The sequence below is a fragment of the Mycolicibacterium vaccae NBRC 14118 = CIP 105934 genome, from assembly GCF_001552715.1.
Taxonomy (GTDB): domain Bacteria; phylum Actinomycetota; class Actinomycetes; order Mycobacteriales; family Mycobacteriaceae; genus Mycobacterium; species Mycobacterium vaccae.
Genome location: NZ_BCRS01000095.1, coordinates 1 through 24544 on the forward strand (window position 1 = coordinate 1; position 24544 = coordinate 24544).

Sequence of the window (24544 nt, forward strand, 5' to 3'; positions counted from 1 at the left end):
CTGCCGGCGATCGCGGTCAGCGCCGCGGCCTGCGGGCCGCGCGGGGTGGGCGTCTCGACGACGTCGAGCGTGCGGCCGAACAGGTCGGTGGCGACGATGCTGGTGACCCGGGCCCCGATGTGAATGCCCAGCGTGAGGAACGGTTCGTGGTTGACCTCGACCGGCACCCGGGGCCTGCCGATCGCCCCGGACACCGCCAGGTCGGCGCGTTCCCGCAGCACACCGGCGTCGAGCAGGGCGGTGACCTGCCGGTTCACCGTCGCGATGCTCAGGCCGGTGACCTGCGCGATGACGTCGCGGGCGATCGGCCCACGCTGGCGGGCGGCGGCGAACACCGTCGCGGCGGCGGCCTCAGGAACACGCAGCGACGGCGCGACGATGTGGTGCAGCAGGGCCTGCGGGTAGCGGCTGCCCGCAGGGGCGGGCTTGATGGCCGGCTTGACGCGCTTGGCCGAGGCGGTGCGGGGGCGCTGAGCGAGGGTGACGGTGGGAGTGGCCACGGAAGAGTCCTTTGACGAGTCGGGTGGTGGGGTCGGGCCACACCTGGCGACTCAGCAGGACTAGATCAGAAGTCCGGGCGCAGTCAGGCGCGGCGAAGTGCGCAACAACAACACGCACGCCGCGCGGCAGCGAGAACTGCCTGACTGTTCCGGTACACGCGGTCAACGTAGCACGGCTTTGCGGGCACGCGCGAAGGTCAATTCGGTGGGCCTAGGGTTGGACTCATGACGACACCAACAGATGCGCGCCGGGTCGCGGTGGTCACCGGAGCCAGTGCCGGGATCGGCGAAGCAACAGCGAGAACCCTTGCCGCACAAGGTTTTCACGTTATCTGCGTGGCCCGCCGGGAAGCCCCCATCCAGGCGCTGGCAGCCGAGCTGGACGGCACCGCGATTGTGGCGGATGTCACTGACCCGACGGCCGTGGCGGCCCTGGCCGGACGCCTGGACCGGGTCGACGTCCTCGTCAACAACGCCGGCGGCGCCCGCGGACTGGAGTCGGTCGCCGACGCCGACGTCGACCACTGGCGGTGGATGTGGGAGGCCAACGTGCTGGGCACCCTGAACGTGACCCGCGCGTTGCTGCCCAAGCTGATCGACTCCGGCGACGGCCTTATCGTCACGGTCACCTCGATCGCGGCCGTGGAGATCTACGACAACGGCGCCGGCTACACGAGCGCCAAGCACGCCCAGGGCGTGCTGCACCGGACCCTGCGCAGCGAGCTGCTCGGACAGCCGGTGCGGCTGACCGAGGTCGCCCCCGGCATGGTCAAGACCGAATTCTCGCTGAACCGCTTCGAGGGGGACGCCGAGCGCGCCGACAAGGTGTACCAGGGCGTCACCCCGCTGGTCGCCGAGGACATCGCCGAGGTGATCGGGTTCGTCGCCAGCCGCCCGTCACACGTCGACCTGGACCTGATCGTGGTGCGCCCGCGCGACCAGGTGTCCGGCGCCAGCGGCTCACGCTTCAACCGGACGACCTAACACCCGGACGACCTAACACCCGGACGACCTAGTACCCGGACGACCTGATACCGGCGCCGAGACTGCATCCTGCGCGCTCCTGCACGGGAAAAAGGCGCGTGGAATGCGGTTTCGGCGGGAGAACGTCGGCGAAAGGTCAGCCGCCGGGGCGGCCGTTGACCTGCTGCGGCGCGTCCGACGGCGTCGCGGGCGCGGTGCTGGGGATGCCGACGGGGGTCGCCTCGGACGACAGCGCCGACATCGCCGTCCAGTCGTCCCACGGCACGGTCCAGTCCCAGATGTCGCCGTCGGCGTAGGACAGCTCCAGACGGGTGCCCGTCACCTCGACCGGGTCGCCGTAGATCGCGCTGTTGAAGTACTGCTGGGCGTCGGCCGGGGACAGGTTGATGCACCCGTTGGTCACGTTGCTGTTGCCCTGCGCGCCCGCGCTGGCCGGGTTGGCGTGGATGAACTCGCCGTTGTTGGAGATCCGCACCGCGAACCGCTGATGGCTGTTGGCGTAGCCGGCCGCGGGGTTGGTCATGTAGAAGTCCTCGTACTTCTCGGTGACCACGTGGATCCCGCTGCGGGTGACGTTGCGGTCCAGGTCGCCCTCGCCGTAGCTGCACGGGAAGTCCATGATCACGCCCGTGTCGTCGAGCACCTGGATGCGGTGACTGGGGGCGTCGGCCTTGACCAGCTGGAAGCGTCCCACCGTGAAGTCCAGCGTCGAATCCGCGGCCCCGTAGGCGCCGTCGCCGAACGGCACGCCGTACAGGTCCGCGTCCACGTGCACGGTGGTGCCGGCCGGGTAGTACTCCCTGGTCCGCCAGTGCGCCCGCGAGCCGCCGGCCTCATCCGGCAGCCACGCCCAACTGCCCTCGACCTCGGGGGTGGTGGTGACCTTGACGGCCTTCTCCACCTCGGCGCGGGCCTCCTCGGGAATCGACGCGTCGAACTGCAGGATTATCGGCGCGGCCACCCCGACGGTCTGGCCGTCGGCCAGCTGGAACCGGCCGCTGACCTGCACGGCCGGGTCGACGGTGGAGAACGACGCCGCAACGGGCACGGACTTGCCGTCCTGGCCGACGGCGGTGCCTGCCCACGTGTACTCGGCGCCGTAGCCGAGCGGTTCGGTGACCGTGAACACGGTGCGGTCCCGGTTCAGCGCGCCCGCGACGACCTTGCCCGCGGCGTTGGTCAGGGCGACCTTCTGGAGCCAGCCGTCGGTGACCTCGACGCTGACCGGCGTGTTGGGCTTGACGTCCTCGGCGGATGCCGCGGGCTGGAACGTCAGGGTCGGCGCCTTCGGGGCGTCCTGCCCGCCGGCGTCTCCGGACGAGCCGTCGCCGCTCGTCATGCAGGCAGCCAGGGTGCCCGGTGCGACGACGCCGACCGCGAGGGCGGCGAGGGCGCGCCGCCGCGTGATCGAGGACAGCGGATCGGCAGGGCTCACGTGGACCCAGCGTACCTAGAGAGTGCAGCCGACCAGCACAGGTTCGGGTGTGAGGTCAATCCCGAACGCGGCCCGCACGCCGTCGCGCACGGTCCTGGCCAGCGCGATCACGTCGGCGCTGGAGGCGGTGCCCCGGTTGGTCAACGCGAGCGCGTGCTTGGTGGACAGCCGCGCGGGCGCGTCGGCGCCGGGATAGCCCTTGCCGAATCCGGCGCGTTCGACGAGCCAGCCCGCAGCCAGCTTCACCCCGTCCGGGGCGGGATAGTGCGGCACCGGTCCGTCCACGGACGCGGCGAACCGGTCGAAATCGGCCTGGCTGAGCACCGGGTTGGTGAAGAACGAGCCCACGCTCCAGGTGTCGTGGTCGGCGTCGTCGAGCACCATGCCCTTGCGGGCGCGCAGTTCGAGCACCGCGGCGCGCACCCGCGCCGGGTCGGTGCGCTCCCCCGGCTCGGCACCCAGCGCGGCGGCCAGTTCGCCGTAGCGCAACGGCGCGCTGCGCCCCTCGGAGTCCAGCAGGAACTCCACCTCCAGCACCACCCAGTCCGCAGAGTGCTTGAGAATGCTTGTGCGGTAACCGAACCGGAGAAAGTCCGGGGGGACCCAGCGGTCCTCACCGGTGCGCCGGTCCAGCAGCCGGACCCGAGCGACGGTGTCGGCGACCTCAGCTCCGTAGGCGCCGACGTTCTGCACCGGCGTCGCACCCGCCGACCCGGGGATGCCGGACAGGCATTCGAGCCCGCCCAGCCCGTGGGCCAGCGACGTCGCGACCACGTCGTCCCACCCGGCGCCGGCCTCGGCCCGCACCACGGCGCCGTCGACGACGATCCCGGTGTTCGCCAGCCGCACCACGGTCAGATCGGTCAGGCCGTCGAAGATCACCAGGTTGGAGCCGCCGGCCAGGATCAGTGCGTCCGGTCCCGCCGCCTGCACCGCGGGCGCGATCTGCCCGGTGTCGGTGCAGGTGATCAGGCGGCGCGCCGACGGTCCGACACGCAGCGTGGTCAGCGGTGCGAGCGGGACGTGCTCGGCAACCTGCCCGCCGCCCGGAAACGAAGTGACCACGGCGGCTAACGGTAGCGTGGCCAGCTATGCCGCGTTCATTCGACATCGCCGCCGAGTACGAGGGCACAGTCGAACAGGTGCACCGCGCGTTCAGCGACGAGCACTACTGGCTGGTCCGGCTCGGCGATTCCGGTGCCGACGACGCCACGCTTGACGAGATGGACGTCGACGACCAGGGCAATGTGCGGGTCAAGACCACCCAGACGCTGCGCGCCGACCGGCTGCCCGCGCTGGTCACCCAGTTCCACCGTGGCGACCTGAGCTTCGTGCGCGAGGAGATCTGGACGCCGGTCACCGAGGGACGCGCGTCGGCCGTGGTGCGGGCGAAGATCCCGGGCGCCCCGGCCGGTCTGACCGGGCAGGCCCAGCTGGTGCCCGCAGGCGAAGGCTCGCGGATGTCGCTCACCGCCACCGTCGAGGTACGGGTTCCGCTGCTCGGCGGCAAGATCGAGAAATTCATCGGCAACCAGCTGACGGACCTGGTGACCGCCGAGCAGCGGTTCACGTCGGTGTGGATCGCCGAGAACGCCTGACCGGGTCTCTACCATCGACCCATGGCGCAGGGCACCCCGAGTGCGCAGCCGATCGGCCAGGTGACGCGGGGCACCACAGGCCACAACCGCCTGCGCCGCAGTGATCGCTGGCTGGTGCACTCCTCGCGGGTACGCACCGCGCTGCAGGCGGCCGGCGACCCGCTGGTGGTGGATCTGGGTTACGGCGCGAAGCCGGTGACGACTCTCGAGCTGGCGATCCGGCTGCGGCAGGTGCGCGCCGACATCCGGGTGGTCGGCCTGGAGATCGACCCGGACCGGGTGCGCGCCGGGCAGGCCGCCGCCACCCCCGGCGTCGAGTTCGCACTCGGCGGTTTCGAACTGGCCGGCCACCGGCCGATTCTGGTGCGCGCGTTCAACGTTCTGCGCCAATATCCCGTCGAGGAGGTCGCCGACGCGTGGGCGGCCATGCAGCAGCGCGTGGCGCCGGGCGGGTTGATCGTCGACGGCACCTGCGACGAGCTGGGCCGGCTGTGCTGCTGGGTGCTGCTCGACACTTCCTCGGCGGTGAGCCTGACGCTGGCCTGTGACCCCTTCGCGATCGAGCGGCCCTCCGAACTTGCCGAGCGGTTGCCGAAAGTGCTGATCCACCACAATGTTCCGGGCCAGCCCGTGCACGACCTGCTCCGGGCGGCCGACCGGGCGTGGGCCAGCGCGGCCGGTCACGGCGTGTTCGGCCCACGGGTGCGCTGGCGGGCGATGCTGGAACTACTTGTCGCCCAAGGGTTCCCCGTGGAGGCACCGCGACGCAACCTGCGTGACGGGATCCTCACCGTGCCATGGGAGTCCGTCGCGCCGGTCAGCTGATGCCGGCCGCCGACGCGATCGCCCAGGTGATCTCGGGATGGCGGATGTCGCTGTGGGCGCCGCTGAACTTCGACTCCGGCGCCTTGATCACCGCGTTGGCGTCCAGCGCGTAGAACGCACCCCGCCCGAACCCGTACGGGGCGCCGGCCCCGGTCCCCGGCCGGATGCGCAGTTCGACCAGGGCCATCCGCCTGCCGCTGGCCTCGTCGGTCAGGAGCACCTCGCGGGCGTCCTCGGGGGTCTCGTCGACAGGCTGCAACAGGACCGGGCTGACCACCTGCCGCCGCGATCCGCTCCGGCCGCGCGGCGCGTCGGTCATCGGCGGCGCCCCGGCTCCGGCATGGGCAGGCCGTCGCTGTCCGCGGCCGCGCTTCGCATGCGTACATCACTACTCTTCCCGGGCTCATTAGGCTGGAGATCATGCGTATCGCACTGGCCCAGGTCCGCAGCGGCACCGAGCCCGGCGGCAATCTCGCTCTGGTCGAGGAGCACACCCGGCGGGCCGCCGACGCCGGCGCGTCGATGGTGCTGTTCCCGGAGGCGACGATGTGCCGCTTCGGGGTGCCGCTGGCCGGGGTCGCCGAACCGTTCGACGGGCCGTGGGCCACGGCCGTGCGCGGCATCGCGGCGCGGGCGGGCATCGTCGTCGTCGCCGGCATGTTCGTCCCGGCCGAGGACGGTGAGCGCGTCACCAACACCCTGCTGGCCACCGGGCCCGGCGTGGAGGCGCGCTACGACAAGATCCATCTGTACGACGCGTTCGGCTTCACCGAGTCCAAGACCGTCGCCCCCGGCCGCGAACCAGTCCTGATCACCGTCGACGGGGTGAGCGTCGGCCTTACGCTGTGTTACGACATCCGCTTTCCCGAGCTCTACGTCGAGCTGGCCGAACGCGGCGCGGAGGTCATCACCGCGCACGCGTCCTGGGGCACCGGGCCGGGCAAGCTCGACCAGTGGACGCTGCTGGCCCGGGCCCGCGCCATCGACACCAACAGCGTGGTCGCGGCGGTGGGCCAGGCCTACCCCGGCGACGAGATCGCCGCACTCGGCCCCACCGGGGTGGGCGGCAGCGTGGTGGCCTCAGCACTCGGCGAGGTGCTCGCGTCGGCCGGTGCGGACCCCGAGCTCCTGGTGTGTGACATCGACCTGGATGCCGCCCGCAAAGCACGCGCGACCGTCGCCGTCATGCAGAACCGCTCAGGTTTTGCTCATCGCGGTAGGGCAGAATCGCTGGCGTGACTGATCCCTGGGCCCGTCCGCCGCAGCAGCCCGGCCCGCCGCCGGCACCGTTTCCGCAGGACCAGCCCCCCGGCCAGGTACCAGGGCCGACTCCCCCAGTAGCCCAGGAAGGTTCCTCGTTGCCGGCGAAACTGAAGAATCTCTTCAGCGACCCGCTCTCGATCGTGCTGGTCGTGGTCATCGTGATGGCACTCGTGTTCGCCGGTGTGCTCGGCGCCGAACTGTATGCCCGCAAGCGCGCCGACACCGTCGTCGCCGGCACCGTGGAGTGTGTCGTGCAGGACGACGCCAGCGCGTCGTTCGGTGTGCTGCCCCCGTTCCTGCTGCAACACGTGTCGGGGCACTACACCAACATCCGCATCGAGACCGCGGGCAACCAGATCCGTGACGCCAAGGGCATGAAGCTCAACCTCGACATCAACGACGTCCGGCTGGAGAACACCGCGAACTCCGCAGGCACGATCGGTTCGATGGTGGCGCGCATCAACTGGAGCACCGAGGGCATCCGGCAGACGATCCAGGGCGCCATCCCGCTGGTCGGCAGTTTCGTGACCGGGGTGACGACCAACCCGACCGACGGCACCATCGAGCTCGAGGGAGCCCTCGGCAGCATCACCGCGCGTCCCGAGGTCGCCGACGGCGGCATCGTGTTGCGGGTGCAGCGGGTCACCGGGCTGGGCTTCACCCTGCCCCGCGAGGCGGTACAGCCCGCACTGGACGCGTTCACCGACTCGCTGATCCAGGATTTCCCGATGGACATCCGCGCCGATTCCATCGAGGTCACCGATACCGGCGTGACGAGCCAGCTGTCGACCAGCAACGCCTCGATTCCGAAGCAGACCGACGACCCCTGCTTCGCCGGGCTGTAACAGGCCGGGTCAGTCGCCGAAGCCGGCGAGCACCGCGCGGGTCCCGGACAGCCCGAGCCGGGTGGCCCCGGCGTCGAGCATCGCCGCGGCGTCGGCGGCCGACCGGATCCCGCCGCTGGCCTTGACGCCGAGCCGGCCGTCCACCGTGGCGGCCATCAGCTCGACGGCCCGCGTCGAGGCGCCGCCGCTGGGATGAAACCCCGTGGAGGTCTTGACGAAGTCGGCGCCGGCGTCCTCGGCGATCCGGCACACGTCGACCAGCAGCGGCTCGCCGCTGAGGTCGAGGATCGCGGCCGACTCGACGATCACCTTGAGCACGGCCGCCGGCGCGGCGTCGCGGACCGCGGCGATCTCCGCGCACACGGCGGCGAGTTCCCCGGCGAGCGCGGACCCGACGTCGATGACCATGTCGATCTCGCGCGCCCCGGCCTCGACGGCCAGCGCGGCCTCCTGTGCCTTGATCACCGCGGCGTGCTTGCCGGACGGGAATCCGACCACCGAGGCGATGGCCGTGTCGGGCGCCCGCATCGCCGCGGACGCGACGAACGTCGGCGACACGCAGATCGCGAAGACGCCGAGTTCGACGGCCTCGGTGACCAGGGCGCCGATGTCGGCCTCGGTGGCTTCCGGCTTGAGCAGTGTGTGGTCGACGCGCGCGGCGACCTCGGCGCGGGTGTAGGAGCCCATCAGAAGGGCTCTTCGGTGCCGCCCGGATTGCATCGGGTGGCCATCATCTCGTCGGCGCTGACCTCGGGCCGCCACGGCTCCAGGTTCCAGCTGGTCTTCCCGGGCTGGACGAACTCGGCGAAGTTCCAGTGGCAGAGGAACTGTTCCCGCATCCCGGGGATCGCTGCATCCGGGGACAGTGCCAGCACCTCGGCCCACGCGGACTCGGCGAGTGCCTGGGTGCCCGCGTGCCCGGAGATGCGCCGCGCCGACAGGGTCGGGTAGACGCGCAGGCTGGACAGGTCTCCCCACTTCGCCCACTCGACGTGGTCGACGTATGGGGGCGGGGCCGGCGCCGGGGTGGCGGTGGCGGCCGGAGCGAGCGCGACCGCGGCGGCACCCGCCGCCGAAATGGCAGCGAGGACGAGTGCGCGCACTAGCGGGACTTCCCCTGGATCTCCAGGATCCTGGGCCGCACGTCGACGAGGTAGACGCCCGCCGCGACCGCCGCGATGGCGACGCCGGTGATGCCCAGCACCAGCGCGAGCAGCGTGCCCACGCCGAGGATCACCAGCCACACCGGCTTGGTCAGCTTGTCGGCCGCGGTGTAGGCGTCGGGGCGTTGCATCGCGGCGTGCACGAATGCGTAGACCGACGTCACAAGCACAGCGACCTGCAACGCGAAGAGGACGTAACCCACGAGGCCTTGGAGCTCCACGCTCGACAGCCTATGCGGGTTACGTCCCCTTGACGAACCACACCGCCCCGGGTGGGGCAGGCGCTTACTTCTGGGTGACCTTCTTGGCCGGAGCCTTCTTGGCCGGAGCCTTCTTGGCAGGAGCCTTCTTGGCCGGGGCGGCGGCGGTCGCCGGGGTCGCCTTGGCGGGCGCCTTCTTGGCCGGAGCCTTCTCGGCGGCCTTCTTCACCGGCTCGGCGGCCGACTCGGTCTTCTTCGGCAGCTCGACGCCGACCAGCTTGGCGGCCCGCTCACCGACGGCGCGGGTCTGCGAGGCCACGTTGCCCAGCGCCTCCTGGGTCAGCTCGACGGCCTGGTCGGTGTACTCCTCGACCCGGCTGGCGGCCTCCTCCAGAGCCGGCTGACTGCGCAGACGCTCCAGGGCGGCCTCGCCACGCTCGATGAGCTTGGTGTAGGTCGTCTGGGCGGCCTCGGCGTAGCCCTCGGCGAACTTGCGCAGTTCCTCGGTGGTCAGCCGGTCGCGGATGTCGCCGAACTGCGAGGGCAGATCCTCCTGCAGCCCCTTGATCCGGGCGCGGCTCTCCTCGACGCGGGTCTCGGCGTCCGAACGGGCGTCACCGGCGCGGTCGCGCAGGGTGGCCACGATCTCGTTGACGCGCTCCAGCGCCAGGTCGGCGGCACCGACCGCGGCCAGCAGCGGGGCCTTGAGATCGTCGATGTCGAGTTGGTTCTTGGCCTCAGCCATGGGTGTGTCCTTCCGTTTCAAGATTCAGTTCGGTGATTGATTGCGGAGTTTCAGGGATTTCCAGAGGGCGCTTGTCTTGTTCAGTGGTGGGCTCCTCGTCTGCGTCGCTGACACTGTCCCCTCGCGTTTCCGCTGCGAGCGCTTCGGCGAGGGCCGCCTCGTTCTGCTGGCAGAACGAGGTGTAGATGTCGAGCAGCACCTGCTTCTGCCGCTCGTTGATCGCCGTGTCGGTGACGATGGCGTCACGCACCTCGTTCGTCTCGCTCGGCTCGAGGATTCCGGCTCTGATGTAGAGCACCTCGGCCGACACCCGCAGCGCCTTGGCGATCTGGTTCAGCACGTCTGCGGACGGTTTTCGCAGACCCCGCTCGATCTGGCTGAGATACGGGTTGGAGACGCCCGCCTTCTCGGCCAGCTGCCGCACCGACACCTGCGCAGCTTCGCGCTGCGCCCGGATGAACGATCCGATGTCCTGCGCGGCGTTGGACACGACAGCGGCGAGATTTTCGTCCTCCGCCATGACGGGCCCCCTCGTGCGATGGGTTTCCTGCTACCGACATTCTCCACCGTACGACCTAGTGCTAACTTTTGCAAGCACTAGTTAGCGCAGGTCAGAAGAGTAGCTGGGCTATCGAGTAGATGACGAGGCCGGCCAGCGCACCCACCACGGTGCCGTTGATCCGGATGAATTGCAGGTCCCGGCCCACGTGCAGTTCAATGCGTCGGCTCGCCTCGTCGGCGTCCCAGCGCTCGATGGTGTCGGTGATGATCGTGGTGATCTCCACGCCGTACTCGCCGACCAGGTGCTGGGCCCCGCGCACGATCCAGTTGTCGACCTTCTCCCGCAGTTCGGGGTCGTCGCGCAGCGACTCACCGATGCGCATCACCGTCTCCGCGATGCGGGTGCGCAGCGACGACGACGGGTCGTCCACCGATTCGAGGATGATCCGCTTGGCCGCGTTCCACGCGGTCTCGGCCGCCCTGGCGACCTCGTCGCGAGCCATGATCTGCTCTTTGACGTTCTCGGCCTTCTGGATCGTCGCCGCGTCGTTCTGCAGGTCGTCGGCGAACTCGAACAGGAAGCGGGTCGCCGACCGGCGCAGTTCGTGGTCGGGGTCCCGGCGCACCTTGTCGGTGAAGTCCATCAGCTCGCGATGGATGCGCTCGCCGACGAGGTGGTCCACCCAGCGCGGAGACCACGTCGGCGAGTCGCGTTCCACGACGCGCTCGATGACCTCGTCGGCGTTCAGCGTCCACTGGAACGCGCGGTCGGCCAGCAACTGCAGGAGAGCCTCCTGGCGGCCTTCGGCCAGCAGGGTCGCGAGCACCCGGCCGATCGGCGGACCCCACTGTGGTTCGGCGATGCGTTTGACGATCATCCGGTCCAGCACCTGCTGGACGTCCTCGTCCCGCAGCATCTCGACCAGCACCCGCGCCACCGTCGCCGTCTCGGCGGCCACCCGCTCGGCATGGTCACGCTCGCACAGCCACTTGCCCACCCGGCCTGCGACGTCGGCGTCGCGCAGCTTGGTCTCGACGTTGGCCGCGGACAGGAAGTTCTCCCGCACGAACGCGCTCAGCCCCTCGCCGAGCTGGTCCTTCTTGCGTTTGATGATCGCGGTGTGCGGGATCGGGATGCCCAACGGGTGCTTGAACAGCGCCGTCACCGCGAACCAGTCGGCCAGCGCGCCGACCATGCCGGCCTCGGCCGCCGCCCGCACGTATCCGATCCACGGCGCCGCACCCCCGGATGCGGCACCGCGCGACTGCGCCCAGGTGCACAGCAGGAACACCACGCTGGCGCCGAGCAGGAAGCTCAGCGCGACCAGCTTCATGCGGCGCAGCGAGCGCCTGCGCTCGACGTCGGCGGCCGAATCGGCGCCGACGAGCGCCTCGGCAAAGCCCGGACGCGGGCCGACGGGCCGGGTGTCGGGGGCGTCTACTCGGTGAGCCACTCCACCATCATCCCTGCGCGGGCAACCGGCGCCGCCCCGCCGCCGTATCATCGATTCGGACTTGACGAACGGATCACCGCGAACGTGGCACAACACTTCCCGCCGGTAGCGGTCAAAACCGACGGACGCAAACGGCGCTGGCACCAACACAAGGTGGAGCGCCGGAACGAACTTGTCGACGGCACGCTCGAGGCCATCCGCCGCCTGGGCAGCAATGTCAGCATGGATGAGATCGCCGCCGAGATCGGTGTCTCCAAGACGGTGCTCTACCGCTACTTCGTGGACAAGAACGATCTCACCACCGCGGTGATGATGCGCTTCGCACAGACCACGCTGATCCCGAACATGGCCGCCGCACTGTCGTCGAACCTCGACGGCTACGAGCTGACCCGCGAGATCATCAAGGTCTACGTCGAGACCGTCGCCAACGAGCCCGAGCCCTACCGGTTCGTGATGGCCAACAACTCGGCCAGCAAGAGCAAGGCGGTCGCCGACTCCGAGGCGATCATCGCGCGCATGCTCGCGGTGATGCTGCGCAGGCGGATGGCCACCGAGGGCATGGACACCGGCGGCGTCGAACCCTGGGCCTATCACATCGTCGGCGGCGTTCAACTGGCCACGCACTCGTGGATGTCGCACCCGCGGATGACCGCCGAGGAGCTCATCGACTATCTGACGATGCTGTCGTGGAGCGCGTTGCGCGGCATCGTCGAGGTGAACGGTTCGCTGGAGACATTCCGGCAGAGTCCGCATCCGTCGCCGGAACTGCCGTCCCAGCTGCTTGACTAGAGGCATGAACGAGCCGGACGACCTTCCGACGCTGTGGAGCCACGAACCTCATCGCCAGTTGGCATTCCAGCCGGGCGACAAGGTGGCCGACATCGACGCCGACGCCACCCCGGGGTTCCGCGGCAGCAAGTCCGACGCGCCGACGTTGCAGGCCGAGCGCAACAAGCGCTTCGCGCAACTGCAGGAGAAGCTCTACGCCAACAGCCGTGCCGGCGACACCCGGTCGGTCCTGCTGGTCCTGCAGGGCATGGACACCGCAGGCAAGGGCGGGATCGTCAAACATGTTGTGGGATCGGGTAATCCGCAAGGGATCCAATACCGCAGCTTCGGCAAGCCCACCGCCGAGGAGCTGTCACACCACTACCTGTGGCGGATCCGCAAGGCGCTGCCCACGCCGGGCCACGTCGGGGTGTTCGACCGGTCGCACTACGAGGACGTGCTGATCGTGCGGGTGCACAACCTCGTCCCGCAGGACGTATGGGAACCGCGCTACGACGAGATCAACGCCTTCGAGCAGGAACTCATCGACAGCGGAACCTCACTGGTCAAAGTCGCGATGTTCGTCTCGCTCGACGAGCAGAAGAAGCGGCTCGCCGAACGGCTCGACCGGCCCGACAAGTACTGGAAGTACAACCCGGCCGACATCGACGAGCGCCTGAAATGGCCCGCCTACCAGGAGGCTTACCAGACCATGCTGGACCGGACGTCCACCGCGCAGGCGCCATGGCACATCGTGCCGTGCAACCGGAAGTGGTACAGCAGACTGGCCGTCACCGAGCTGCTGATCGAGTCCCTCAAGCGGCTCAACATGTCATGGCCGCCACCGGATTTCGACGTCGAGGCCGAGAAGAAGCGACTGGCCAGAGCCTGACAGACCGGAGCCTGACGCCGAACGTTCCGGCGGGAGGTCAGCCCTTGACGAGGGTGAACTGTCCGACGTTGGTGATGCCGCGACGGAAGAAGTCCGCACAGCCGGTCAGGTAGTGCATGTAGCGCTCGTAGACCTCCGGCGAGGTCAGCGCGATGGCTTCCTGCTGCTTGGCTTCCAGGTTGGCCGCCCACATGTCGAGGGTGCGGGCGTAGTGCGGCCGGAGCAGGTGGGTGCGCTCCAATGTGAAGCCCGACCCGGCGGCGAGTGCCTCGATGTCCTCGACGGCGGGCAGCTGCCCACCGGGGAAGATCTCGGTACCGATGAACTTCATGAACTTCAGGTCCGAGATGGTGAGCTTGATCCCGTTCTCGCGGAAGAACTTCTGCGTGTGAGCCAGGATCGTGTGCAGCAGCATGCGGCCGTCGGCGGGCAGGATGTCATAGGCGCGCTCGAAGAACAGCGGGTAGCGCTCGGCCTTGAACGCCTCGAAGGCGCCGATCGAGACGATGCGGTCGACGGGCTGGTCGAACTCCTCCCAGCCCTGCAGGCGCACCTCGGCCGTGCGCTTGGTGTCCAGGCCGGCCATCAGCGCCTTGCTGTATTCGAACTGGTTGCGGCTCAGCGTGATACCGATCACATTCACGTCGAATTTCTCGACGGCACGGCGCAGCGCCCCACCCCAGCCGCAGCCGACGTCGAGCAGCGTCATCCCCGGTTCGAGGTTCAGCTTGCCCAGCGCGAGGTCGAACTTGGCGATCTGCGCTTCGTCGAGCGTCATGTCCTCGCGCTCGAAGTAGGAGCACGTGTACCCCATCGTCGGCCCCAGGAAGAGAGCGAAGAATTCGTTGGACACGTCGTAGATCGACTGTGATTCCTCGTAGTACGGCGACAGATCAGGTACGGCATTCGACATGCGGCGGGTAACCCCTTGCGGTTTCGCGGTTCGGTCGCCGGTCGAGAACGCAGTGGAGACCGAGGGGGCCGCGCGCGTGCCTGCCCGAGTTCCGGCTGCCTTCTGAACCGACGCGTAGATATTCCGCTACGCAGGGTAGCGGGACGTGCGCCGGACTCCTAAACGCCGGCTCAATAGGTGTAGAAGCCCTTACCGGACTTCTTGCCCAGCTGCCCGGCCTCCACCATGCGTTGCAGCAGCGGCGGCGGGGCGAAGTTCGGGTCCTTGTACTCGTCGTACATCGAGTCGGCGATCAGCTTCATGGTGTCGAGCCCGATCAGATCGGACAGCCGCAGCGGCCCCATCGGGTGCGAGAGCCCGGCCACGATCGCGGTGTCGATGTCCTCGACGGTCGCCACGCCGGCGTCGGCCATCCGGATCGCCGACAGCAGGTAGGGCACCAGCAGTGCGTTGACGACGAACCCGGACCGGTCGCCGCAGCGGACGACCTTCTTGCCCAGCACCTGGCTCGCGAACTGCTCCACCCGCGCCAGCGCCTCGTCGGAGGTGACCAGCGTGTTGACCAGCTCGACGAGCGGCAGCACGGGCACCGGGTTGAAGAAGTGCAGGCCGAGCACGCGGCTCGGGTTCTTGGTCGCCGCGGCGATCTTCATGATCGGGATGCTCGAGGTGTTCGAGGCGAGCACGGCGTCGGGATCGGTGACGACCTCGTCGAGCTGGGCAAAGACCTTGGCCTTGACGGCCTCGTCCTCGATGATCGCCTCGATCACCAGCTGGCGGTCGGCCAGATCGGACAGGTCGGTGGTGAACTTCAGCCGCGCCAGCGTCACCTCGAAGTCATCGGCGGCCAGCTTGCCCTTGGCCTTCGCCCGTTCCAGCGACGCGGTGATGCGCTCGCGGCCCGCGTTGACCAGGGCGTCGGACGGTTCGTAGACCACGACGTCGGCACCCGCCTTGGCCGCCACCTCGGCGATTCCCGAGCCCATCTGCCCGGCGCCGACGACGCCTACCCGTTCGATGCTCACGTCACTGCTCAAGACTTCTCTCCTCTTCGCGTACGGGCCGACTCCCGTGGTCCCAAGCGACAGACCCCGCCCAAGATCTCTGGGCGGGGTCTGCGCTGTCAAGCTGGACGAGCGTGCGTGTTGTCCGTGGGCGGCACGGCGTGTCGCCTGCAGACCCGCACGCTCGCGAGGCCGGAGGCCTCGGGTCGCGAGGCCGGGGGCCTCTAGTGGAACTGACCCTCTTCGGTCGAGCCCGCGAGCGCGGTGGTCGAGCTGGTCGGGTCCACCGTGGTGGCGATCCGGTCGAAGTAGCCGGCGCCGACCTCGCGCTGGTGCTTGGTGGCGGTGTAGCCGCGCTCCTCGGCCGCGAACTCGCGCTCCTGCAGGTCCACGTAGGCGGTCATCTGGTTGCGGGCGTAGCCGTGGGCCAGATCGAACATCGAGTAGTTGAGGGCGTGGAAGCCGGCCAGGGTGATGAACTGGAACTTGAAGCCCATCGCGCCGAGCTCGTTCTGGAACTTCGCGATCGTCGCGTCGTCCAGGTGCTTGCGCCAGTTGAACGACGGCGAGCAGTTGTAGGCCAGCATCTGGTCCGGGAACTCGGCCTTGACACCCTCGGCGAACTTCTTGGCCAACTCCAGGTCCGGGGTGCCGGTCTCCATCCAGATGAGGTCGGAGTACGGCGCGTAGGCCTTGGCGCGGGCGATGCACGGCTCGAGGCCGTTCTTGACCCGGTAGAAGCCTTCCTTGGTCCGCTCACCGGTGATGAACGGCTGGTCGCGCTCGTCGACGTCGGAGGTGATCAGCGTGGCGGCCTCGGCGTCGGTGCGGGCGATCACGACCGTGGGGACGTCGGCCACGTCAGCTGCGAGCCGGGCAGACGTCAGCGTGCGGATGTGCTGCTGGGTCGGGATCAGCACCTTGCCACCGAGGTGGCCGCACTTCTTCTCCGAGGCCAGCTGGTCCTCCCAGTGCGAACCGGCGACACCGGCGGCGATCATGGCCTTCTGCAGCTCGTAGACGTTCAGCGCGCCACCGAAGCCGGCCTCACCGTCGGCGACGATCGGGGCCAGCCAGTTCTCGACCGAGGTGTCACCCTCGACCTTGGCGATCTGGTCTGCACGCAGCAGCGCGTTGTTGATGCGGCGGATCACCTGCGGCACCGAGTTGGCCGGGTACAGGCTCTGGTCGGGGTAGGTGTGGCCCGACAGGTTCGCGTCGCCGGCGACCTGCCACCCGGACAGGTAGATGGCCTTCAGGCCGGCCCGGACCTGCTGGACGGCCTGGTTGCCGGTCAGTGCACCGAGCGAGTTGACGTAGTCCATGTCGTGGAGCTGCTCCCACAGCACCTCGGCACCGCGGCGGGCAAGCGTGCTCTCCTCGACCACATGTCCCTGCAGCGCGACGACGTCGGCCGGGGTGTAGGTGCGGGTGATGCCCTTCCAGCGCGGGTTGTGGTCCCAGTCGTGCTGGATCTGTTCGGGCGACTTCGGCGTGCCAACGGTCGACATTGACGGCTCCTTCGTTGTTGCAAAGTTGGTGCACATCGCTGGCAACTCCGGGAGGCCCGAAAGCTTCAGCGTTGTTAACACTCCAGCGGTTTCGCTGGCTTGCTAATTCGAGGATGCCTCAACTCGTTACCGCAGTTCCACCGGTTTCGCGTGCCAATTTCCGCCAACCAATCCGGCCAAGTTGTGAATCTTGCTAAGTCGGTCATAGCTGAACCGGTTCAGAAGCTACTGGCCAGTAGCGAATCGTCGCAGGTCAGTACGCCCGTACTGTTTGGCGGGGCGAATCAGAGTGGGAAGATCGCCGCGACGGCTTTGGTCTCGTCGCCGACGGCGTATGTGAGCGTTGTAACAGTGCGATCGGTCAGCTCTTCGCCGAACCGGTCGGTGGAACCGGCCGGGTACTCGTGGCGGATGATCTCCAGCTTGTCGCCGAGGGCCACCGGAAGATCGTGTTCGATCGTCACCCGCAGCGGCGCCTTCATCAGCTCGGGGTGCGCGAAGAGGTAGTCCTCCACCACGCTCCAGTACACCGAGTTGTTCATGTGGTCGAAGATGTCGATGTCGCTGACCCGCACGGGGTAGTTGTGCACGGCGACCGCACTCTCGCGGCCCTCCCCCTTGAGGTAGGGCTTCCAGCGCAGCCGATTCTCACTGGTGGTGCGTCGCAGTCCTTCGATGAAGTCCTCGGAGATGCGCGCGGGCCCCTGGGTCTCCCGGTTGATGTTGATCCAGAACGCCTCCGACTCGATGAGGCCGCCACTGCGTTTCCCGTCGATCCGCACCCGCATCTCGCACCACCGGTTCGACGTGCCCGAACACCAGCGCCGCAGGCGCAGCGTGTCCTTGAACACGATCGGCTCGATCATGTCGATCATCGTGCGCCGCACGATCCACAGCGGATGCGTCTCCTCGAACCCCATCTCGCGCAGCTGATCGGTGCCGATGTCCTGGATGTGGCGGGTCGCCGCGTCGAATTTGAGCCGGCCCTCACGGTCCACGTCGGCGACGCGCAGCGGCCACTGGATGTCGAAGACGTCCGGATGCGGATCGGGGACGGGCATCATCACCTTGGCCAGACCCGCCGTCCCCCGACTGGTACTCACGAGTTTCGATACTGCCACACGCCCCCCGGCTGCCAAGGCTGCAAATTTGACCTTCGCAGCACTGTTAGTCCTCGGTAGGCTGGCTCACCGTGGCTAAAACGTTCGTCGGCGCCCGGGTCCGCCAACTGCGCAGCGAACGCGGCTTCAGCCAGGCCGCGCTCGCTCAGATGCTGGAGATCTCGCCGAGCTACCTGAACCAGATCGAGCACGACGTCCGGCCCCTGACCGTGGCGGTGCTGCTGCGCATCACCGAGGTGTTCGGGGTGGACGCGACGTTCTTCGCATCCCAGGACGACACCCGGCTGATCGCGGAGCTGCGCGAGGTCCTGATGGACCGCGACCTCGACGTCGCCGTCGACCCCGCCGAGGTCGCCGACATGGTCGGTGCCCACCCGTCGCTGGCCCGCGCGATGGTGAACCTGCACCGCCGCTACCAACTCACCACCACCCAGCTCGCCGCGGCGACCGAGGACCGGTTCAACGTCGGCAGTGCCAGCGGCACCGGCTCGATCTCCATGCCGCACGAAGAGGTACGCGACTACTTCTACCAACGGCAGAACTATCTGGACGAACTCGACACGGCCGCCGAAGAACTCACCGCCGACATGCGGGTGCACCGCGGCGAGCTCGCCGGCGATCTGACCGACCGCCTGCGGTTCGTGCACGGCGTCACCGTCATCCGCCGGGTCGACCTCGGCGAAGGCGTGTTGCACCGCTACGACCCCTCGACCCGCCGGCTCGAGGTCGGCGACCGGCTGTCCCCGGGCCAGGCGGTGTTCCGGATGGCCGCCGAACTGGCCTACCTGGAGTGCGGCGAGCTGATCGACAAGCTGGTCGCCGACGGCAAGTTCACCAGCGAGGAGTCCCGCGCGCTGGCACGCATGGGGCTGGCGAACTACTTCGCCGCGGCCACCGTGCTCCCCTACGGCCAGTTCCACCAGGTGGCCGAGAAGTTCCGCTACGACATCGAACGGCTTTCGGCCTATTACGCGGTCAGCTACGAGACCACCTGCCACCGGCTCTCCACCCTCCAGCGGCCGTCGATGCGGGGCGTCCCGTTCTCGTTCGTGCGGGTCGACCGCGCGGGCAACATGTCGAAACGTCAGTCCGCCACCGGATTTCACTTCTCCTCCAGCGGCGGCACGTGCCCGCTGTGGAACGTCTACGAGACGTTCGCCAACCCCGGCAAGATCTCCGTGCAGATCGCCGAGATGCCCGACGGACGCGCCTACATGTGGGTGGCCAGGACCGTGGAGCGCCGTGCATCGCGCTATGGTCAGCCGGGTAAGACGTTCGCGATCGGTCTCGGCTGCGAACTGCGGCACGCGCAGCGGCTGGTCTACTCGGAGGGCTTGGTTACCGGTGACCCCAATGTCCCAGCGACCCCGATCGGGGCGGGCTGCCGCGTGTGCGAGCGGGACAACTGCCCGCAGCGCGCATTCCCCGCACTCGGCCGCGCGCTCGACATCGACGAACACCGCTCCACGGTGTCGCCCTACCTGGTGAGGCAGCCATGAGTACACCCGGACGGATCGAGCCCGGCGGTTTCAAGGAACTCGGCCCGCTGAACTGGGCGATCGCCAAGATCGGCGCCCGCGGCATCCGCAGGCCACGGTTCAGCCTGATGAACGTGCTCGGCCAGCACCGGCTGCTGTTCCTGACCTGGCTGCCGCTGTCAGGACATCTGCTGTATGCGGGCAAGCTGTCCCGGCGCGACGCCGAGATCGTGATCCTGCGGGTCGGGCACCTGCGCGGCAGCGAGTACGAGCTGCAGCAGCACCGCAGGCTGGCCCGCAGCCGCGGACTCGACGCCGACACCCAGGCCCGGATCTTCGCCGGGCCGGACGCCGAAGGGCTGTCCGACCGGGAGCGGACCCTGATCACCGCCACCGACGAGTTCGTCGTCACCCGCGGCGTCTCTCCCGAGACCTGGCAGGCGCTCTCGCAGCACTACACGAAGCCGCAGCTGATCGAATTCTGCCTGCTCGCAGCGCAATACGACGGTCTGGCGGCCACCATCGCCACGCTCGGCGTACCGCTGGACTTCCCCGACTGAGCCGCCGCGGCGCGCCACGCATTGACATAGTGCGCCATCGGTGTAAACCGCGCGGCTACCATCCGTCCATGCTGTCGAACCCTTGGCGCCATCCACCCGGTGTTCCGCGTTGCGAACCGCCGCGCGCCGAGGGCACGTTCTTCCTTCCCGACGGCCGTCGCCTCGGCTATGCCGAGTTCGGCGATCCGACCGGGCCGGTGGTGCTGTGGTTCCACGGCACCCCGGGCGGGCGCCGTCAGCTGCCGATCGTCGGCCGGCGCGCCGCCGAGGAACTCGGGCTGCGCGTGGTGCTGGTCGAGCGGGCCGGCGCGGGCATGAGCGATCCGCACCGCTACGCGCAGATCGGTGACTGGGCGTCCGACATGGCACATGTCGCCGACCGGCTCGGGGCCGACCGGCTCGGTGTGGTGGGTCTGTCCGGCGGCGGACCCTACGCGCTGGCCTGCGCGGGGATGCCGGTGCTGCGCGACAGGGTGGTCGCCGTCGCGGTCCTGGGCGGGGTCACCCCGTCGGTGGGGCCGGACGCCACGTGCAGCGGCGCGATCGCGCTGTCCCGGCAGATGGCTGCGGTGACCTCGGCGCTGCGCCGCCCGTTCGCCGCGGTGACCGCCGGGCTCCTGACACCGGTGATCCCGCTCGCCCACCTGGCTTACTCGGGCCTGGCGGCCGCGATGCCCGACGGCGACAAGCGGGTGTTCGCCAATCCGGAGATCGAGGCGATGTTCATCGACGACATCGTCCAGGTGTCCCGCGGCCGGTTCCAGGCACTGCTCGACGACGCCCGACTGTTCGGCCGCGACTGGGGTTTCCGGCTCGCCGACGTCGCGGTTCCGGTCCGGTGGTGGCACGGCGACGCCGACTCGATCATCTCGCTGGCCGACGCGCAGTCCGCGGCAGGGCACCTGCCCGATTCCGATCTGCTGCTGATGCCCGACGAGAGCCACCTGGGCGGTTTCGCCAAGGCCGACGACGTGCTCGCCTTCCTGGCACCGCACCTGCGCGCGCCCGACGGGACCGGCCGCAACCGCCGCCAGGTCTGACGCGGCGACTCAGCGGGCGTCGGTGGTGACGACCACGCGGTTCCCGCCGCGCGCCTTGGCCTCGTACATCGCCGCGTCGGCCGCGGTGATCACCTCACCCAGGTCCGCGTCAGAAAGGGCGCAGGCCAGGCCGATGCTCACCGTGACGGTCGGCTGGGCCGGCGCGGAGACCTCGCTGCGGATCCGCTGCGCGACGACCTCGGCGTGCGTCGCCGGCATCCGGTCGACGACCAGGAACTCCTCGCCACCCCACCGCACGACCACCGCGTCCTCGGGCACGCTCGCGCGGATCCGTCGCGCCGTACGGATCAGCACGTCGTCACCGGTCGCGTGCCCGAGCGTGTCGTTGACGCCCTTGAAGCCGTCGATGTCGATCAGCAGCGCACACAGGTCGGCGTCGGCGGGCGCACGCTCGTTGAGCCGTTTCACCGACACATCCAGCCCGCGCCGGTTCGTCAGCTCGGTCAGCGGATCGGTCAACGACTGCATCGAGCTGTCCTGCAGCAACCAGAAGCCGAACTGCAGCGCGGGCAGGATGCACACGGTGACCAGCAACGCGATGACGGCCCGCGACAGCGCCAGCTGCAGTCCGTGCTCGGGGGTGGTCACCGCCAGCCACACCGCGATGCCCGCCACCGACGCCGTGCACCAGATGATGTGGGCCAGATGCAGCCGTGGCCCGTGGAAGAACACCACGTAGCCGCCCGCACACAGCAGTATCGGAATCCCCGACATGGCCAGTGCCGGATCGCCCGGCAGCAGCGCCGACAGGGTCATCAGGACGTCGACGAACACCACCAGCGCCGCCGACGCCCTGGCGTTCGGCCACGGCAGGAAGGCCCAGCGGGCCGCCCAACCGAGGGAGCCGACGGCGACCACGGCCCAGCCGATCCGGGCGAGCATGCCGCCGGCGCCTGGCGGGAGAAAGACGTTGAGCACCGAGAGCAGGCCCATCGTGGCGCCGATGCCGGCGATCACACAGCGCAGCACCGAGAGGAGTCCGCGGCTGCGGAGGAACTCGACCCGCCACTGGTAGTCGTCGCGCTGACGCCACCACTGCAGCAGCAGATTATCGACCGCACTGTCCCCCACCGGGCCATTCTCGGAGCCCCGGCGAACACCGTCAAGCAACGTCGTGCGACGTCGCGCCGGCTACAGGTACGTCACGCCGAGCACGGCCACCGAGAACAACACCGGGGAGACCGGCAGCCCCCACAGGAACGCCGCCCAGATCTCGGAGCTGCGGTCCTTGCGGCGCATCTTCCGGCGCGCCAGCAGCACGCACGCCACCCCGGCCGCGAAGGACACCGCGGCCACCACCAGCACCCAGGTGGAGACGTCCGTCGATGCGATCGCCGCCGAGATCGCGGCCAGCCACAGGATGTGGCCGACCACCAACCCGCCGGCGGCGGCGACCCAGAGCGCTCTCAACTAGAAGTTGATCATGTGGCCGACCAGCCCGTGGAAGCACTCCTGCAGCGCCTCGGACAGGGTCGGGTGGGTGTGCACGTTGCGGGCCAGCTCGTTGGCCGTGAGGTCCCACTTCTGCGCGAGGGTCAGCTCGGGCAGCAGTTCGGACACGTCGGGACCGATCAGGTGACCGCCGAGCAGCTCGCCGTACTTCTTGTCGGCGATCAGCTTGACGAAGCCGGTCGGGTCGGCCAGGCCGTGCGCCTTGCCGTTGGCGGTGAACGGGAACTTCGCGACGACGACGTCATAGCCCTCGTCCTTGGCCTGCTGTTCGGTGAGACCGAAGCTCGCGACCTGCGGCTGACAGAACGTCGCGCGCGGCATCATCCGGTAGTCGCCGAGCGCCAGGGTGTCCGCGCCGGCGATGGTCTCGGCGGCGACCACGCCCATCGCCTCGGCGACATGCGCCAGCTGCAGCTTGCCGGTGACGTCGCCGATCGCGTAGATGTGCGGCACGTTGGTGCGCATGTAGTCGTCGATGCCGATGGCCTTGCGGTCGGTCAGCTCGACGCCGGCCTTGTCCAGGCCGAAGCCCTCCACGTTGGGGGCGAACCCGATGGCCTGCAACACCTTGTCGGCCTTGAGCTCGTCGGATTTGCCGTCCTTGCTCACCTTCACATAAACGGAACCGCCGGCCCCTTCGTCACGGATGGACTCGACCTTGGTGCCGGTCAGGATCTTCACGCCGAGCTTCTTGTACTGCTTCTCGATCTCCTTGGAGACCTCGGCGTCCTCGTTGGGCAGCGCGCGCGGCAGGAACTCGACGATCGTGACGTCGACGCCGTAGTTCTTCAGCACGTAGGCGAACTCCATGCCGATCGCGCCGGCGCCGGCGATGATGACCGATCCGGGCAGATCGCGCGTCATGATCTGCTTCTCGTAGGTGACGACGTTCTCGCTCAGCGACGTGCCGGGGACCAGGCGGGTGCTCGAGCCGGTCGCGATGATCGCGTTGTCGAACTCGACGGTTTCGGTGTCACCCTCGTTCAGGTCGACCTCGATGCTGTTGGGTCCGGTGAACCTGCCGTATCCGTGGATCTCGGTGATCTTGTTCTTCTTCATCAGGAAGTGCACGCCGGCCACGCGGCCGTCGGCGACCTTGCGGCTGCGGTCGTACGCCGCGCCGTAGTCGAAGCTCGCCTCGCCGGTGATGCCGAACGTCTTGGCTTCCTTGGTGAAGATGTGTGCCAGTTCGGCGTTGCGCAGCAGCGCCTTCGACGGGATGCACCCGACGTTGAGGCACACGCCGCCCCAGTACTTGGGTTCGATGATGGCGGTGCTCAGCCCGAGCTGGGCGGCACGAATGGCCGCGACGTACCCGCCGGGACCGGCTCCGAGAACTACGACGTCATAGTGGGTCACGGTTCTCACCCTAATGGGCGCGGCAAGGCGAGCGCGTGCGCCGCCAGCGCGTCGACCAACGCGGGGTCGTGGCTGACGAGCACGACCGCGGCGCCGTCGGCGGCGAACTCGGCCAGCAGCGACACCACCGACCCGGTGGCGATCGGATCCAGCATCGCGGTCGGCTCGTCGCACAGCACGAAGCGCGCCCGCTGAACCAGAACCCGGCCGAGGCAGGCCCGTTGCAGCTGGCCGTCGCTGACCTGACCCGGATACCGTTCCAGCAGTTCCGGTTCCAGGCCGACGCGCGACGCCACCTCGTCGACGGCGGGTCGCTCACCGCGGATGACGGCGGGCTCCGCGATGACCTGGGACAGGGTCCAGCGCGGGTTGCACACCAGACGGGGGTGCTGGGCCAGCAGCGCGACCGACCCCGTCGCCGGTACCGGGTCGCCGTCGTAGCGGACCTCGCCCGCGTCGGCCGGGTGCAGACCGGCCAGCACCCGCAGAAGCGTCGTCTTGCCGCTGCCCGAGGTGCCGGTGACACCGGTGACCGCACCGGCAGGTGCGTCCAGGTCCACGCCGTCGAGCACCGTCGCGCCGCGGAAGGACACCGTGAGGCCGCGCGCCGCAATGCCGCTCACACCGGCACCGTCCCGAGCAGCGCCCGCAGATACGGGTCGGTGTCGGCGAGCGCGTCGGCCAGCGGTTGCCGGGACCGCACGGTGCCGCGGGTCATCACCGCGACGTCGTCGCACACCGCGGACCGCAGCAGCGACGGCATGTCGTGGGTGATCACCAGCACGGCGGCGCCGTCGGCGGCCGCGTCGCCGAGCAGTCGCCACACCAGCGCGGCGTTGTCGGGGTCCAGGGCCGAGGTCGGTTCGTCGGCCAGCAGCAGCGCGGGCCGGCCGGCCAGCGCCGCGGCGATCG

At 69.1% G+C, this 24544-nt stretch carries 26 protein-coding genes and 3 pseudogenes; 10 read left to right on the forward strand and 19 right to left on the reverse strand.

Annotated elements, in window-relative coordinates; all coding sequences use genetic code 11:
* Positions 1 to 500: pseudogene (locus MVA01S_RS18085) on the reverse strand (ROK family protein); the annotation flags it as partial.
* Between the two features lie 225 nt (positions 501 to 725).
* On the opposite strand from MVA01S_RS18085, the gene MVA01S_RS18090 reads away from it, so the two are divergent.
* On the forward strand, positions 726 to 1484 hold the full coding sequence (locus MVA01S_RS18090; RefSeq protein ID WP_003932759.1) for an SDR family oxidoreductase: 759 nt from the start codon (positions 726 to 728) through the stop codon (positions 1482 to 1484).
* A gap of 136 nt (positions 1485 to 1620) precedes the next feature.
* Here MVA01S_RS18090 and MVA01S_RS18095 read toward each other — a convergent pair whose 3' ends face one another.
* Both MVA01S_RS18095 and MVA01S_RS18100 read right to left on the reverse strand, forming a co-directional pair.
* Positions 1621 to 2919 (reverse strand): L,D-transpeptidase, encoded by a 1299-nt coding sequence (locus MVA01S_RS18095; protein WP_060941659.1) that lies wholly within the window; start codon positions 2917 to 2919, stop codon positions 1621 to 1623.
* A 15-nt stretch (positions 2920 to 2934) separates the two neighbouring features.
* Entirely contained in the window at positions 2935 to 3984 is a 1050-nt protein-coding gene (locus tag MVA01S_RS18100) for a UDP-N-acetylmuramate dehydrogenase (RefSeq protein WP_003932761.1), read from the reverse strand.
* Positions 3985 to 4010: 26 nt separating this feature from the next.
* Here MVA01S_RS18100 and MVA01S_RS18105 point away from each other — a divergent pair, with 26 nt between their 5' ends.
* Together MVA01S_RS18105 and MVA01S_RS18110 are read left to right on the forward strand one after the other, a co-directional pair.
* Positions 4011 to 4517: a DUF2505 domain-containing protein gene (locus MVA01S_RS18105; protein ID WP_003932762.1), complete on the forward strand. Its 507-nt coding sequence runs from the start codon at positions 4011 to 4013 to the stop codon at positions 4515 to 4517.
* 21 nt (positions 4518 to 4538) lie between these two features.
* Positions 4539 to 5342, forward strand: a complete 804-nt coding sequence (locus MVA01S_RS18110) for a hypothetical protein (protein WP_003932763.1) — start codon at positions 4539 to 4541, stop codon at positions 5340 to 5342.
* Here MVA01S_RS18110 and MVA01S_RS30935 read toward each other — a convergent pair.
* Positions 5335 to 5490 (reverse strand): annotated as a pseudogene (locus MVA01S_RS30935) (serine/threonine protein kinase); the annotation flags it as partial. The gene MVA01S_RS18110 and the pseudogene MVA01S_RS30935 overlap by 8 nt on opposite strands.
* A gap of 272 nt (positions 5491 to 5762) precedes the next feature.
* Here MVA01S_RS30935 and MVA01S_RS18120 point away from each other — a divergent pair.
* Both MVA01S_RS18120 and MVA01S_RS18125 read left to right on the forward strand, forming a co-directional pair.
* Entirely contained in the window at positions 5763 to 6581 is an 819-nt protein-coding gene (locus MVA01S_RS18120; protein ID WP_003932765.1) for a carbon-nitrogen hydrolase family protein, read from the forward strand.
* Complete coding sequence (locus MVA01S_RS18125) at positions 6578 to 7450, forward strand: LmeA family phospholipid-binding protein (protein WP_040542681.1); 873 nt, start codon at positions 6578 to 6580, stop codon at positions 7448 to 7450. The genes MVA01S_RS18120 and MVA01S_RS18125 overlap by 4 nt, the downstream gene beginning before the upstream one ends.
* A gap of 9 nt (positions 7451 to 7459) precedes the next feature.
* Here the strand turns inward: MVA01S_RS18125 and deoC are convergent, their stop codons facing one another.
* The 6 genes from deoC to MVA01S_RS18155 all read right to left on the reverse strand — a co-directional run bounded on the left by deoC (position 7460) and on the right by MVA01S_RS18155 (position 11513).
* The gene (deoC, locus tag MVA01S_RS18130) at positions 7460 to 8140 is read right to left on the reverse strand and encodes a deoxyribose-phosphate aldolase (RefSeq protein WP_174538958.1); all 681 of its coding nucleotides are present in this window, start codon (positions 8138 to 8140) and stop codon (positions 7460 to 7462) included.
* Positions 8137 to 8553 carry a DUF2599 domain-containing protein gene (locus tag MVA01S_RS18135; RefSeq protein WP_003932768.1) on the reverse strand — a complete coding sequence of 139 codons (417 nt, stop codon included), beginning with the start codon at positions 8551 to 8553 and terminating at the stop codon, positions 8137 to 8139. The genes deoC and MVA01S_RS18135 overlap by 4 nt, the downstream gene beginning before the upstream one ends.
* Entirely contained in the window at positions 8553 to 8834 is a 282-nt protein-coding gene (locus MVA01S_RS18140) for a DUF2516 family protein (RefSeq protein ID WP_003932769.1), read from the reverse strand. Before MVA01S_RS18140 ends, MVA01S_RS18135 begins: the two co-directional genes overlap by 1 nt.
* A gap of 64 nt (positions 8835 to 8898) precedes the next feature.
* Positions 8899 to 9558 carry a hypothetical protein gene (locus MVA01S_RS18145; RefSeq protein ID WP_003932770.1) on the reverse strand — a complete coding sequence of 220 codons (660 nt, stop codon included), beginning with the start codon at positions 9556 to 9558 and terminating at the stop codon, positions 8899 to 8901.
* The gene (locus MVA01S_RS18150; RefSeq protein WP_003932771.1) at positions 9551 to 10078 is read right to left on the reverse strand and encodes a helix-turn-helix domain-containing protein; all 528 of its coding nucleotides are present in this window, start codon (positions 10076 to 10078) and stop codon (positions 9551 to 9553) included. The genes MVA01S_RS18145 and MVA01S_RS18150 overlap by 8 nt, the downstream gene beginning before the upstream one ends.
* Before the next feature lie 91 nt (positions 10079 to 10169).
* Positions 10170 to 11513, reverse strand: coding sequence for a DUF445 domain-containing protein (locus MVA01S_RS18155; protein ID WP_003932772.1), 1344 nt, complete (start codon positions 11511 to 11513; stop codon positions 10170 to 10172).
* Between the two features lie 84 nt (positions 11514 to 11597).
* On the opposite strand from MVA01S_RS18155, the gene MVA01S_RS18160 reads away from it, so the two are divergent.
* On the forward strand, positions 11598 to 12302 hold the full coding sequence (locus tag MVA01S_RS18160) for a TetR/AcrR family transcriptional regulator (protein ID WP_003932773.1): 705 nt from the start codon (positions 11598 to 11600) through the stop codon (positions 12300 to 12302).
* Between the two features lie 4 nt (positions 12303 to 12306).
* Complete coding sequence (locus MVA01S_RS18165; RefSeq protein WP_003932774.1) at positions 12307 to 13173, forward strand: polyphosphate kinase 2 family protein; 867 nt, start codon at positions 12307 to 12309, stop codon at positions 13171 to 13173.
* A 37-nt stretch (positions 13174 to 13210) separates the two neighbouring features.
* Here the strand turns inward: MVA01S_RS18165 and MVA01S_RS18170 are convergent, their stop codons facing one another.
* The 4 genes from MVA01S_RS18170 to MVA01S_RS18185 form a co-directional block, all read right to left on the reverse strand.
* Positions 13211 to 14086, reverse strand: coding sequence for a cyclopropane mycolic acid synthase family methyltransferase (locus MVA01S_RS18170; RefSeq protein ID WP_003932775.1), 876 nt, complete (start codon positions 14084 to 14086; stop codon positions 13211 to 13213).
* A gap of 170 nt (positions 14087 to 14256) precedes the next feature.
* Entirely contained in the window at positions 14257 to 15111 is an 855-nt protein-coding gene (locus MVA01S_RS18175; protein WP_003932776.1) for a 3-hydroxybutyryl-CoA dehydrogenase, read from the reverse strand.
* Positions 15112 to 15314: 203 nt separating this feature from the next.
* Entirely contained in the window at positions 15315 to 16601 is a 1287-nt protein-coding gene (aceA, locus tag MVA01S_RS18180; protein WP_003932777.1) for an isocitrate lyase, read from the reverse strand.
* Positions 16602 to 16885: 284 nt separating this feature from the next.
* A complete protein-coding gene (locus MVA01S_RS18185) occupies positions 16886 to 17665 on the reverse strand; it encodes an acyl-[acyl-carrier-protein] thioesterase (protein WP_081529165.1) in 780 nt (259 codons plus the stop codon).
* Positions 17666 to 17793: 128 nt separating this feature from the next.
* On the opposite strand from MVA01S_RS18185, the gene ramB reads away from it, so the two are divergent.
* The 3 genes from ramB (at position 17794) to MVA01S_RS18200 (ending at position 20800) form a co-directional block, all read left to right on the forward strand.
* Positions 17794 to 19221 carry an acetate metabolism transcriptional regulator RamB gene (gene ramB / locus MVA01S_RS18190; RefSeq protein ID WP_003932779.1) on the forward strand — a complete coding sequence of 476 codons (1428 nt, stop codon included), beginning with the start codon at positions 17794 to 17796 and terminating at the stop codon, positions 19219 to 19221.
* Positions 19218 to 19760 (forward strand): carboxymuconolactone decarboxylase family protein, encoded by a 543-nt coding sequence (locus tag MVA01S_RS18195; protein ID WP_003932780.1) that lies wholly within the window; start codon positions 19218 to 19220, stop codon positions 19758 to 19760. Before ramB ends, MVA01S_RS18195 begins: the two co-directional genes overlap by 4 nt.
* Before the next feature lie 68 nt (positions 19761 to 19828).
* Complete coding sequence (locus tag MVA01S_RS18200) at positions 19829 to 20800, forward strand: alpha/beta fold hydrolase (RefSeq protein WP_003932781.1); 972 nt, start codon at positions 19829 to 19831, stop codon at positions 20798 to 20800.
* Positions 20801 to 20809: 9 nt separating this feature from the next.
* Here the strand turns inward: MVA01S_RS18200 and MVA01S_RS18205 are convergent, their stop codons facing one another.
* The 5 genes and pseudogenes from MVA01S_RS18205 to MVA01S_RS18225 form a co-directional block, all read right to left on the reverse strand.
* Positions 20810 to 21892, reverse strand: a complete 1083-nt coding sequence (locus MVA01S_RS18205) for a GGDEF domain-containing protein (RefSeq protein ID WP_003932782.1) — start codon at positions 21890 to 21892, stop codon at positions 20810 to 20812.
* A gap of 60 nt (positions 21893 to 21952) precedes the next feature.
* Positions 21953 to 22231, reverse strand: coding sequence for a hypothetical protein (locus MVA01S_RS18210; RefSeq protein ID WP_003932783.1), 279 nt, complete (start codon positions 22229 to 22231; stop codon positions 21953 to 21955).
* Complete coding sequence (gene lpdA / locus MVA01S_RS18215; RefSeq protein ID WP_003932784.1) at positions 22232 to 23632, reverse strand: dihydrolipoyl dehydrogenase; 1401 nt, start codon at positions 23630 to 23632, stop codon at positions 22232 to 22234.
* Between the two features lie 5 nt (positions 23633 to 23637).
* A complete protein-coding gene (locus MVA01S_RS18220) occupies positions 23638 to 24255 on the reverse strand; it encodes an ABC transporter ATP-binding protein (RefSeq protein WP_003932785.1) in 618 nt (205 codons plus the stop codon).
* A pseudogene (locus MVA01S_RS18225) lies at positions 24252 to 24544 on the reverse strand (AAA family ATPase); the annotation flags it as partial. The pseudogene MVA01S_RS18225 and the gene MVA01S_RS18220, both read right to left, overlap by 4 nt.